Genomic DNA, 12,828 nt, shown 5'->3' with positions numbered 1-12,828 from the left:
CACGAAGAAGCCCGCATCCGCGGGGTTTTTTCATGGCGCGCGCGCCGGGGCTGCCGGGGCAGGGCGCTCAGAGCGCCGGCGGGCGGTTCGGGCTCAGGTACTGCGTGCCCCTGAGTTCCATCGCCGCGCCCGCGGGACCGCCCACCGCATTCGGCAGCGAGGTCATGAGCGAGGTCGCGAAGTCGCCGCGATAGAGCTTCGCGCCCTGGTGCGTGAGGTTGGAGTTGGCATCGATGTGGATCGCCTCGCCCAGGCCCGACCAGAGGCGGCAGAAGCCGTAGTCCTCCGAGAGATAGCGGCGCGTCACGGGGTCGACCATCACGTCGAAGAAGCGGTAGTGCAGGCCGAGGTCGGCCTCGCCGATGCTGTCGGGCACGTAGCTGAGCTCGGGATAGCTCGCCATCAGTCGCTCGAACACGCCGCGCTTGATCGCCATGAAGCCCGTGGGCGCCTCGGTCATCTTCATGAAGCCGTCGGGCTGCACCTCGAGCTCGACCTTGCCGCTGGCTTCCGAGGCGCCCGCGTTGACGGTGTAGCGCGTGAAGGAGGCATCGAACTGCGCGCGCGTGGTGCCGGCCGCGACGCCTTTCTTGCGGCCAGTCCTCGCGCTTGAGCGGATAGACGCCGGCCGCGATGTCGTGGTCCGAGAGCAGCAGCCGGAACGCCGCCTGCGCCGAGAAGCCGATGTCGGCGTCGATCCAGAACAGGTGGGTCCATTCCGGGTTGGCGAGGAACTGCGCCACGCAGTTGTTGCGCGCCCGGGTCACGAGGCTTTCGCCCTGGTGGAACAGCACCTGCATCCGCATGCCGGCGCGTTCGGCCTCGATCGCGAAGTTCATCATCGACATCACGTAGTTCTGGAAGAACTTGCCGTCGTGGCTCGGCGTGACGACCACGGGGAAGAAGCGTTGGAGAGCGGAGGGTTCGAGCATGGCGGCTCCGGTTATCGGGCGGGGCGCTGCATCAGGCCGAGCAGCAGCGTGTTGTACACCTCGGTGGCGGCCGCGCTGCCGGGCAGGTAGCGCGCGATGAGGCCGCGCTGGCGCTCGCGATAGTCGAGCGACTGCGCATCGTGCGCGTCGATCGCCTCGAGCACGCGCGCGCTGCCCGCGGCCACGTCGTTGTCCGGGTAGTAATAGCCGAGGTCCGCGCAGAGATGGGCGTTGTGCACCAGCGGATAGCCCTGCCAGCAGGTCTCGAGGTAGAAGTAGTTGAGCGGGTTCTCCCACTGGTGCGAGATCACGATGTCGGTGTTGTGCGCCAGGAAGGTCGGCGTGTCGTGCCGGCCCAGGAACACCGCCTTGTGCTCGCGCACCAGGTCGAGCTGGTTCATCAGCGTGATGAACTCCATGTTCTCGCGCGCCATCTTCTCGGCGTTGGCCACCTGCAGCAGCGCGATCGCCTCGGGCCGCGCGCGGTGGGCCAGTTCGGCGACCAGGATCGGGTAGAGGCAGAACTTCACCACGTTGATGTTCGGCTCCATCACGCTGAGGCGCCGCGGGCCGACGCGCGGCTGGTAACGCCGTCCTCGGGCAGCCCGCGCGTGCGTTTCTTCGAGGAACACCGGACTCCAGACGAAGGGCACGGCGCGTGCCTCGATCCGGCGCAGCACCTCGAAGTAGGGCTGGCTGATGCGCGCCACCTGCGGAACCATCCAGATGTCGTCGTAGCGCTGGTTGACGAACAGGTTGCGGCCCCACAGCGGCTTGTCGAACAGCATCGACTCCATCGCATGCACGTACTCGAAGCCGCAGCAGTACGACACCAGCCGCGCGCCGCGCTGCTTGAGGTAGTCGGTCTGCAGCGCGTCGATCTGGCCGCCGAGCTCGATCAGCACGTCGACCTCGTCCTTGGCGCCCTCGAAGTTCGTCGTGGGCCAGCGCGCCTGGTCCCAGGGCAAGGCCGGCGTGATCGGCGTGGCCGTGGTGTTGACCAGCACCACCGAGGCCACGCCGGGGCAGTGCTCGAGCGCCTCGGCCAGGAACACGGCGTTCTGCTTGATGCCGTTGTTCCAGAGGGTTTCGGCTTCATGGTGAAGACCGATGGTGATGCCGATGCGTAGGGAGCTGTTTGAATTCACTTTTGTTATTCAATTGTTAATTGGCGCCATGCCCAGCTTGGGTCGAGAAATAGATCACGGATGAATAAATTGATTCGTGAACAAGTTCCATCTTTGGGGCGTATCGAGCGCGCTTTTCACCCACTGACCGCTACCAGTCTTCATGCCATTCAATGTGAATAAATTCCGCATCGTCGAGGAAAAAGTCTTTGTAAAACAAGGGCTTGTGTTGAGGAGAAAGACTTATCCAAGGGCTGGCGAGATTCTATGTTTTCGGGCGCTTCTGCCACCTTCGAGAGACAATTGTTAATCATTGTGGATGCTAATTTTTGCGTGTTTTTTGTGAACTAAATCATCGAAGCTTTTTGAGTGATTTAGTGCACTTCGTTCTGAATGTAAACAAGTATGTACATTCCACCGCTCTTGTGAACAGCGCGGTGATTGGGATCTCGACGACGAGTGCCAAGCACGACCCTTCCCATTTTTCCAAGGACCTCGCGCGCCGGTCCTGAGATTCCACACGCAGTTGGCAGTCAATGAATAAGTCATACAGAAGTATCTGGAACGAGTCGCTTGGCGCCTGGGTGGCCGCTTCGGAAATCACTTCCGCCCGGGGCAAGCGCAGCAGCTCGGCTGCGGTGATCTCGGGTGCCGTGCTGAGCGTCGCCCTCGCGTCCTTCGGCTTGATGGGGAGCGCGAACGCCTACATCGTCGGACCGCCGAACGGCGCCTGCAACACGGGCGCGAACACCGGTCCCGACGGCAAGGCCTACCCGGCGACGGTCGACCCGGTCGACGGTTCCGGCGTGTACTCGACCGTGGTCGGCGGCTGCTCGGCCAATGGCGGCGGCTTCCTGGGCGTCACGATGTTCGGGTCGTTCACGACGGCGCGCGGCAAGGGCTCCAGCATGTTCGGCATGGGCTCGACGGCCGGGCAGTACGCCTCGGCCTTCGGCCTCCAGGCCAACGCCTTCGGCATCGCCAGCATCGCGATGGGCCAGAACGCCCTTGCGGCGAGCAACAACAACATCGCCATCGGCGCGGGCGCGAACGCGGCGGCGATCAGCGCGGGCACGGCCATCGCGATCGGTGCCAACGCCGTCGCCTCGTCCAACACCACGGTCGGGGATTCGCTGGCCATCGGCACCGGCGCCAAGGCCACGGCGCAGGACGCGGTGGCGATCGGCGGCCAGGCCAACGCGAGCGGCACCAATGCCCTGGCCATCGGTGGCAACGACGGTGGCGCATCCGGCACCAATTCGTCGGCCATCGGTGTGGGCTCCAACGCAACCAGCAACTACGCGACGGCGGTGGGCGCCGGCGCGACCGCGAGCGGCACCGGCGCGACGGCCATCGGCGCCAGCGGCACCGCCGCGGCGCGCGCGCTGGGCAACAACTCGGTGGCGATCGGAGGCCAGGCCGTCGTCGGCAGCGCGGCCGATGCGGGCATCGCGATCGGCCTCAACGCCAATGCGCAGTCGAATGCCACCCTGGCCCTGGGAAGCGGTGCCAGCGTGGGAGCCGGCGCGGATTCGGGCATCGCCATCGGCGCGAATGCGAGCGCGACCAACAAGACGAACAACCTGGCGGTCGGTGCCGGCGCCAAGGCGAACGGCGGCGGCGCGACGGCCATCGGTGCCGGCGCCAATGCCGCCTTCGGCAACGACATGGCCTTCGGCACGAACGCGATGGCCCGCGGCGATGCGAGTTCGCTGGCGCCTTCCACGGCCTTCGGCAACAACGCCAACGCCTGGGGCGGCAGTTCCACGGCGTTTGGCGTGTTCGCACAGGCCTGGGGCAAGACTTCGGTGGCCTTCGGCTATTCCTCGAACGCCGGCGCGGAGAACGCCCTGGCGGTCGGCACCCTGGCGAACGCCTACGGCAATCGCAGCACCGCCATCGGCGCGGGGGCCACCGCCACCGGCGATTTCTCCTCGGCCCTGGGCCGCACGGCGAGCGCCACCGCCGCCGGCGCCCTGGCACTCGGAACGAATTCCGTCGGCGGCGCATCCGCCGCCGCAGCCGATGCGATCGCCATCGGCGGCCAGTCCAGCGTCGTCGCGGCGGCAACCTCGGGCATCGCGCTCGGCCGCGGCGCGATCGTCAACGGTGCCTTCGGCATTGCCCAGGGCGATGGCGTCGTCAGTGGCGCCACGGGGCAGAACGTCGCCATCGGTGCGTCGGGCACGACCGCGAACGCCGGCACGGCCGCGGGTGGCGCGGTGGCCATCGGTCGCGGCCAGAAGGCCACGGGCGACGGCGCGGTTGCCATCGGCGATCCCAATGTCTCGAACGGCACGGGCGCCGTGACGATGGGTGCCAACAACACCGCCGCCGGCAGCCTGGACGGCGCGACCGCGGCGAGCGGCGTGGTGGCCATCGGCAATGCCAACAATGCGATCGGGCAGGGCTCGGTCGCGTTGGGCAACAAGTCCAGTGCCAGCGCCGCCGGCACGCTCGCCGTCGGCGACGCGGCCAGCGCATCGGCCGCTAATGCCATCGGTGTCGGCACAGGCGCGAACGCCGCGGCCGCGGCCGCCGTCGCCATAGGACAAAGCACCCTGGCCTCGGGCAACGCCAGCGTCGCGCTGGGCTCGGGTGCGCGCTCGATCGCCGACGGCGCCATCGCCATCGGCAAGAACGCCGCCATCGGCTCGAACACCGACGTCAACACCATCGCGATCGGCACCAACGCGAACAGCTGGGGCGGCAGCATCGCGCTGGGCACCGGTGCGTCCGCCGACCAGATCGGCACCTCGGCCCAGAACGCCTCGATCGCGATCGGCGGCAATGCCACGACCGACGACCGCACGACCCGCAGCATCGCGATCGGCAACGGCGCCGTCGTCAAGTCGGCCGACCTGTCGGTCACCGACGCCGCCATCGCCTTCGGCGCCAACGCCGTGGCGCTGGGCTCGAACGCCGTGTCGATGGGCACGGGTGCCAACGCCGCCTACGCCAGCAGCGTCGCGCTGGGCGCGGGCAGCGTGACGGGGCGCCAAGGGTCCGACCGGCACCGGCTTCCTCACGGGCACCGCCGCCCCTGCCTCCGAAGTCTCGGTGGGCTCGTCGTCCGCCCTGCGGCGCATCACCAATGTCGCCGACGGCGCGGCGCTGCAGGACGCCGTGACGGTGGCGCAGCTGAGCACGGGCATGAGCACGACGGCCAGCAGCATCGGCAGCTTGTCGACGTCGACCTCGACGGGGTTGAGCACGGCCACGAGCAGCATCGGGAGCCTGTCGTCGGGGCTGAGCACGACGAACAGCCGGGTGTCGAGCTTGTCGACGTCGACCTCTACGGGGCTGAGCACGGCGGCCAGCAGCATCGGCAGCTTGTCCACGTCGACCTCCGCGGGGCTGAGCACTGCAACCAGCTCGATCGGTAGCCTCTCCACGTCGACGTCCACGGGATTGAGCACGGCCACGAGCAGCATCGGCAGCCTGTCGTCGGGCTTGAGCACGACGAACAGCAGCGTTTCGAGCTTGTCGACCTCGACGTCGACGGGGTTGAGCACCGCCACCAGTTCGATCGGCAGCCTCTCGACCTCGACTTCCACGGGTTTGAGCACGACGAACAGCAGCGTGTCGAGCCTGTCCACGTCGACGTCGACGGGGTTGAGCACCGCGACCAGTTCCATCGGTAGCCTCTCGACTTCGACTTCGACCGGCTTGAGCACCGCCACGAGCAGCATCGGTAGTCTGTCGACGTCGACCTCCACTGGCTTGAGCACGGCAAACAGCCGCATCGATGGCCTGTCGACCGGACTGAGCACCACGACCAGCAGCATCGGCAGTCTGTCGTCGGGCTTGAGCACGACGAACAGCAGTGTGTCGAGCTTGTCGACTTCCAGTTCCACGGGGCTGAGCACGGCTACTAGTTCGATCGGCAGCCTGTCGACCTCCACGTCCACGGGCTTGAGCACCGCCACGAGCAGCATCGGTAGCTTGTCCACCTCGACCTCGACAGGTCTGAGCACCGCAACCAGCTCGATCGGCAGCCTCTCGACTTCGACGTCGACTGGCCTGAGCACGGCAACGAGTTCGATCGGCAGCTTGTCGACCTCGACCTCGACGGGCCTGAGCACTGCGACCAGCTCGATCGGCAGCCTTTCGACCTCGACCTCCACAGGTCTGAGCACGGCGAACAGCCGCATCGACGGCCTGTCGACCGGACTGAGCACCACAAGCAGCAGCATCGGAAGTCTCTCGTCGGGCCTGAGCACGACGAACAGCAGCGTGTCGAGCTTGTCGACTTCCAGCTCCACCGGCTTGAGCACAGCAACGAGTTCCATCGGCAGCCTCTCGACGTCGACGTCCACGGGCTTGAGCACTGCGACCAGCAGCATCGGCAGCCTGTCGACCTCCACCTCGACGGGTCTGAGCACCGCCACCAGCTCGATCGACAGCCTTTCGACATCGACTTCGACGGGCCTGAGCACGGCAACGAGCAGCATTGGTAGCCTCTCGACCTCGACGTCGACCGGCTTGAGCACTGCAACTAGCTCCATCGGCAGCCTGTCGACTTCGACCTCCACGGGTCTGAGCACCGCGACGAGCAGTATCGGTAGCTTGTCCACGTCGACCTCGACAGGCCTGAGCACTGCGACCAGCTCGATCGGCAGTCTGTCGACCTCGACGTCCACGGGTCTCAGCACCGCAACGAGTTCCATCGGCAGCCTTTCGACTTCTACGTCGACCGGCCTGAGCACGGCGACGAGTTCGATCGGTAGCCTGTCCACCTCGACCTCCACGGGCCTGAGCACGGCAACGAGTTCGATCGGTAGCCTGTCCACGTCGACCTCGACCGGTCTGAGCACAGCGACGAGCTCCATCGGTAGCTTGTCGACTTCGACTTCTACGGGGCTGAGCACTGCTACGAGCAGTATCGACAGCCTGTCTACCTCGACGTCGACTGGCTTGAGCACGGCCACGAGCTCGATCGGTAGCTTGTCCACCTCGACCTCCACGGGCCTGAGCACCGCGACCAGCAGCATCGACAGCCTTTCGACCTCGACGTCGACGGGCCTCAGCACGGCAACGAGCTCCATCGGCAGCCTCTCGACGTCGACCTCGACAGGTCTGAGCACTGCTACGAGCAGCATTGACAGCCTCTCGACTTCGACGTCGACTGGCCTCAGCACGGCAACGAGCTCCATCGGCAGCCTCTCGACGTCGACCTCGACGGGTCTGAGCACTGCTACGAGCAGCATTCGACAGCCTCTCGACTTCGACGTCGACTGGCCTCAGCACGGCAACGAGCTCCATCGGCAGCTTGTCGACGTCGACCTCGACGGGTCTGAGCACTGCTACGAGCAGCATTGACAGCCTCTCGACTTCGACGTCGACTGGCCTCAGCACGGCAACGAGCTCCATCGGCAGCCTCTCGACGTCGACCTCGACCGGGCTGAGCACCGCGACGAGCAGCATTGATAGCCTCTCGACTTCGACGTCGACTGGCCTCAGCACGGCAACCAGCTCGATCGGTAGCCTGTCCACGTCGACCTCGACGGGTCTGAGCACGGCAACAAGCTCCATCGGCAGCCTGTCGACTTCCACGTCGACGGGTCTGAGCACGGCAACGAGTTCCATCGACAGCCTTTCGACCTCGACGTCGACCGGTTTGAGCACGGCCACGAGCTCCATCGGCAGTTTGTCGACTTCGACCTCCACGGGCTTGAGCACCGCGACCAGCAGCATCGGCAGCCTGTCGACTTCGACATCGACTGGCTTGAGCACGGCCACGAGTTCCATCGGTAGTTTGTCCACCTCGACCTCCACGGGCCTGAGCACCGCGACCAGCAGCATCGACAGCCTTTCGACCTCGACATCGACCGGGCTGAGCACTGCGACGAGTTCGATTGGCAGCCTGTCCACGTCGACTTCGACCGGTTTGAGCACGGCGACCAGCAGCATCGACAGTCTCTCGACTTCCACGTCGACCGGCCTGAGCACCGCGACGAGCTCCATTGGCAGCTTGTCCACGTCGACCTCCACGGGTCTGAGCACGGCGACCAGCAGCATCGGTAGCTTGTCGACTTCGACATCGACCGGGTTGAGCACGGCAACGAGCTCGATCGGCAGTCTGTCTACGTCCACTTCGACGGGTCTGAGTACGGCGACCAGCAGCATCGGCAGCCTCTCGACTTCGACGTCCACCGGCTTGAGCACGGCAACGAGCTCCATCGGCAGCTTGTCGACCTCGACCTCCACGGGTTTGAGCACTGCCACCAGCAGCATTGGCAGCCTTTCGACCTCGGCGTCCACCGGCTTGAGCACAGCAACGAGCTCTATTGACAGTCTGTCGACTTCCACCTCGACCGGGTTGAGCACGGCGACAAGCTCGATCGGCAGCTTGTCGACGTCGACCTCGACGGGCCTGAGCACGGCAACGAGTTCGATCGGCAGCCTGTCCACCTCGACCTCTACGGGTCTGAGCACCGCGACGAGCAGCATCGACAGCTTGTCGACCTCGACGTCGACTGGTCTGAGTACGGCAACGAGCTCGATTGGCAGCCTGTCTACATCGACGTCGACCGGTATGAGCACTGCGACGAGCTCCATCGGTAGCCTGTCCACCTCCACCTCCACGGGCCTGAGCACGGCGACCAGCAGTATCGACAGCCTGTCGACCTCGACCTCCACTGGCTTGAGCACCGCGACGAGTTTGATCGGCAGCCTCTCGACCTCCACGTCGACTGGTCTGAGCACGGCAACGAGCTCTATCGACAGCTTGTCGACTTCGACCTCCACGGGTTTGAGCACCGCGACGAGTTCGATCGGTAGCCTGTCGACGTCGACGTCGACCGGTCTGAGCACGGCGACCAGCAGCATCGGTAGCTTGTCGACCTCGACATCGACTGGCTTGAGCACGGCAACGAGCTCTATTGACAGCCTGTCGACCTCCACGTCGACCGGGTTGAGCACGGCAACGAGTTCGATCGGCAGCCTGTCCACGTCGACTTCGACGGGTCTGAGCACCGCGACGAGCAGCATCGATAGCCTGTCGACCTCGACGTCGACCGGCTTGAGCACGGCAACGAGTTCGATCGGCAGCCTGTCCACATCGACGTCGACCGGCTTGAGCACGGCGACGAGCAGCATCGACAGCTTGTCGACCTCTACGTCGACCGGTTTGAGCACGGCCACGAGCAGCATCGGCAGTTTGTCGACCTCCACGTCGACGGGGCTTAGCACTGCGACAAGCTCCATCGGTAGCCTGTCCACCTCGACCTCCACGGGCCTGAGCACCGCGACCAGCAGCATCGATAGCCTGTCGACCTCGACTTCGACGGGCCTGAGCACGGCGACCAGCAGCATCGATAGCCTGTCGACCTCGACGTCGACTGGCCTCAGCACTGCAACGAGCTCCATTGGCAGCCTGTCGACGTCGACCTCGACAGGTCTGAGCACCGCGACCAGCAGCATCGACAGCTTGTCAACATCGACTTCGACTGGCCTCAGCACGGCGACTAGCTCGATCGGCAGCCTGTCGACCTCCACGTCGACGGGTCTAAGCACCGCGACGAGCAGCATTGGCAGCCTGTCGACCTCTACGTCCACTGGCTTGAGCACGGCGACGAGTTCGATCGGCAGCCTCTCGACCTCCACGTCGACTGGACTGAGTACGGCAACGAGCTCTATCGACAGCCTGTCGACTTCGACCTCCACGGGGTTGAGCACGGCAACGAGCTCGATCGGCAGCCTGTCGACTTCCACGTCGACCGGTCTGAGCACCGCGACGAGCAGCATCGATAGCCTGTCGACTTCGACGTCGACTGGCTTGAGCACGGCAACGAGCTCCATCGGTAGCCTCTCGACGTCGACCTCGACAGGTCTGAGCACGGCCACGAGCAGCATTGGCAGCCTCTCGACCTCGACGTCCACTGGCCTGAGCACGGCAACGAGCTCTATTGACAGTTTGTCGACTTCAACCTCTACGGGCTTGAGCACAGCGACAAGCTCCATCGGTAGCTTGTCCACCTCAACCTCCACGGGCCTGAGCACTGCGACGAGCAGCATCGACAGTCTCTCGACCTCGACGTCTACTGGCCTCAGCACGGCAACAAGCTCCATCGGCAGCCTGTCGACCTCGACGTCGACCGGTTTGAGCACGGCCACGAGCAGCATCGGCAGTCTGTCGACCTCCACGTCGACGGGCCTGAGCACGGCAACGAGCTCGATCGGTAGCCTGTCCACGTCGACTCGACCGGTCTCAGCACCGCCACGAGCAGCATCGATAGCCTGTCGACTTCGACGTCTACTGGCCTCAGCACGGCGACGAGTTCGATCGGTAGCCTGTCCACGTCGACTTCGACCGGTCTCAGCACCGCCACGAGCAGCATCGATAGCCTGTCCACGTCCACTTCGACGGGCCTGAGCACAGCGACCAGCAGCATCGGCAGCCTCTCGACCTCCACCTCGACCGGTTTGAGCACAGCGACAAGCTCCATAGGTAGTTTGTCCACCTCAACCTCCACGGGTCTGAGCACTGCAACGAGCAGCGTCGACAGTCTCTCGACCTCGACGTCTACTGGCCTCAGCACGGCAACGAGCTCCATCGGCAGCTTGTCGACCTCGACGTCGACTGGCCTGAGCACTGCGACAAGTTCGATTGGCAGCCTGTCCACATCGACCTCGACCGGTCTGAGCACGGCTACGAGCAGCATCGGCAGCCTCTCGACCTCGACGTCTACCGGCCTCAGCACGGCGACGAGTTCGATCGGCAGCTTGTCCACGTCTACCTCGACGGGCCTAAGCACCGCCACGAGCAGCATCGGCAGCCTGTCGACGTCCACGTCGACCGGCCTCAGCACCGCCACCAGCAGCATCGACAGCCTGTCCACCGGCCTGAGCACCGCCACCAGCGGCGTCAGCAGCCTCTCGACGTCGACGTCCACAGGCCTCAGCACCGCCACGAGCAGCATCGGCAGCCTGTCAACCTCGACCTCCACGGGTCTGAGCACCGCCACGAGCAACATCGACAGCCTCTCGACCTCGACCTCGACCGGCCTGAGCACTGCGATCAGTTCCATCGGCAGCCTGTCCGTCGGCCTGAGCACCGTGAGCAGCGGCATCGGCAGCCTGTCGATCGGCCTGAGCACGACGAACAGCACCGTGAGCAGCCTGTCGACATCCACCTCGAGCGGCCTGAGCACGGCAACGAGCAGCATCAACAGCCTGTCGACGTCCACGTCGAGCGGCTTGAGCACGGCGACGAGCAGCATCAACAGCCTGTCGACATCCACCTCGAGCGGCCTGAGCACGGCAACGAGCAGCATCAACAGCCTGTCGACATCCACGTCGAGCGGGCTGAGCACGGCGACCAGCAGCATCAACAGCCTGTCGACCTCCACCTCGACCGGTCTGAGCACGGCCACGAGCAGCATCGGCAGCTTGTCGACCGGCCTGAGCACCGCGACCAGCAATATCGGCAGCCTGTCGTCGGGCCTGAGCACGACGAACAGCAACGTCTCCAGCCTGTCGACCTCGACCTCGACCGGCCTGAGCACCGTCACCAGCGGCCTCGGCAGCCTGTCGAGCGGGCTGAGCACGACGAACAGCAACCTCAGCAGCCTGTCGACGAGCATCAGCGGGTCGGTCAGCGGCATCGGCAGCCTGTCGACGGGGTTGAGCACCACCAACAGCACCGTCACCAACATCTACAACAACGGCACGAAGTACTTCCACGCCAATTCGACGGCAGGCGACTCGCAGGCCATCGGCCAGGAGTCGGTGGCGATCGGACCGCAATCGGTGGCCAGCGGCGCGAATTCCTTCGCCGCGGGCAACGGTGCGAAGGCGACGGCCGACGGCGCGGTGGCGGTGGGCTTCGGGCGCAGGCCACGGGCACCAACGCGATCGCGATCGGTACCGGAGCACTGGCCACCGGTTCGCAGGCGATCGGTGCGGGTGCCAGCGCGGGCGGCAAGGGCGTGGCGATCGGCGACGGCGCGGATGCGGGCGGCACCTCGAGGAGCGCGGCGTCGAACGTCTCGAACGGCACGGCCGTCGGCTTCAACGCGGTGGCCCAGCAGACCGGCGGCGTGGCCTTGGGCTCGGGCTCGGTGGCCTCCAGGGGCGCGGGCGTGGCTGGCTACGTGCCAGGCAGCGCCACCGCGGCGCAGGAGGCGGCGATCAAGGCCACCACCAGCACGCAGGGCGCGGTGTCGGTCGGCGATGCGGCCAACGGCCAGTTCCGCCAGATCACCGGCGTGGCCGCGGGCTCGGCCGACAGCGACGCCACCAATGTGGCGCAGCTCGAAGGCGGCCTCGGCGGCATCGAAGGCCAGCAGCGTGCAATACGACACCAACCCCGACGGGTCGGTCAACTACAACCAGATCACGCTGGGCGCCGGCCAGGCGCCGGGCGGCACGCGCATCGGCAACGTGGCGCCGGGCATCCTGCCGGGCGACGCGGTCAACGTGCAGCAGTTGAACGACGTGCGCAACCAGATCGGCGACGTGGCGCGCGTCGCCTACTGGGCACGGCGATGGCGTTCGCGATGTCGGGCACCTACCTGCCGACGCTCTACCCGGGCGAGAAGACCGTGGGCGTGGGCTTGGGCAGCTACAAGGGCTACAGCGCGGTGGCGCTGACCTTCAAGGCACTGTCGGACGACGGCAAGATGTCGTGGGGCGCGGGCCTCCGACCACGGGCAAGGAATGGGGCATCAACGCCGGCATCGGCTGGAAGTGGAAGTAGGCCACAGGGAGAGAAAAAAGCCCCATGGGAAGGCTCCCGCGCCAGGGGTGCGGGAGCCCTCTTTTTG

Annotated in this window: 6 protein-coding genes and 1 pseudogene; 4 read left to right on the top strand and 3 right to left on the bottom strand. The window is 65.8% G+C overall.

Annotated features, from left to right (window positions below):
* Positions 1-67: 67 nt before the first annotated feature.
* Positions 68-484 (bottom strand): hypothetical protein, encoded by a 417-nt coding sequence (locus tag ACHMXE_RS34470; RefSeq protein WP_395348459.1) that lies wholly within the window; start codon positions 482-484, stop codon positions 68-70.
* A gap of 55 nt (positions 485-539) precedes the next feature.
* On the opposite strand from ACHMXE_RS34470, the gene ACHMXE_RS34465 reads away from it, so the two are divergent.
* Positions 540-1,022 (top strand): hypothetical protein, encoded by a 483-nt coding sequence (locus ACHMXE_RS34465; protein WP_395348458.1) that lies wholly within the window; start codon positions 540-542, stop codon positions 1,020-1,022.
* Here ACHMXE_RS34465 and ACHMXE_RS34460 read toward each other — a convergent pair.
* Positions 944-2,080 carry a DUF2827 domain-containing protein gene (locus tag ACHMXE_RS34460; protein WP_395348457.1) on the bottom strand — a complete coding sequence of 379 codons (1,137 nt, stop codon included), beginning with the start codon at positions 2,078-2,080 and terminating at the stop codon, positions 944-946. The two genes, ACHMXE_RS34465 and ACHMXE_RS34460, sit on opposite strands and share 79 nt — an antisense overlap.
* 563 nt (positions 2,081-2,643) lie before the next feature.
* Between ACHMXE_RS34460 and ACHMXE_RS34455 the strand changes: the two genes are divergently transcribed.
* Both ACHMXE_RS34455 and ACHMXE_RS34450 read left to right on the top strand, forming a co-directional pair.
* Positions 2,644-5,445, top strand: a complete 2,802-nt coding sequence (locus ACHMXE_RS34455; protein ID WP_395348456.1) for a YadA family autotransporter adhesin — start codon at positions 2,644-2,646, stop codon at positions 5,443-5,445.
* Positions 5,446-7,679: 2,234 nt separating this feature from the next.
* Positions 7,680-11,683, top strand: a pseudogene (locus ACHMXE_RS34450) (hemagglutinin); the annotation flags it as partial.
* 35 nt (positions 11,684-11,718) lie between these two features.
* Here ACHMXE_RS34450 and ACHMXE_RS34445 read toward each other — a convergent pair.
* The gene (locus ACHMXE_RS34445) at positions 11,719-12,387 is read right to left on the bottom strand and encodes a hypothetical protein (protein WP_395348454.1); all 669 of its coding nucleotides are present in this window, start codon (positions 12,385-12,387) and stop codon (positions 11,719-11,721) included.
* Here ACHMXE_RS34445 and ACHMXE_RS34440 point away from each other — a divergent pair.
* The gene (locus ACHMXE_RS34440; RefSeq protein WP_395352923.1) at positions 12,353-12,655 is read left to right on the top strand and encodes a hypothetical protein; all 303 of its coding nucleotides are present in this window, start codon (positions 12,353-12,355) and stop codon (positions 12,653-12,655) included. The two genes, ACHMXE_RS34445 and ACHMXE_RS34440, sit on opposite strands and share 35 nt — an antisense overlap.
* Positions 12,656-12,828: the final 173 nt, after the last annotated feature.

Source organism: Variovorax sp. UC122_21 (genome assembly GCF_044056785.1).
Taxonomy (GTDB): Bacteria; Pseudomonadota; Gammaproteobacteria; order Burkholderiales; family Burkholderiaceae_C; genus Variovorax.
This window is presented reverse-complemented; position numbering and strand designations above follow the sequence as displayed.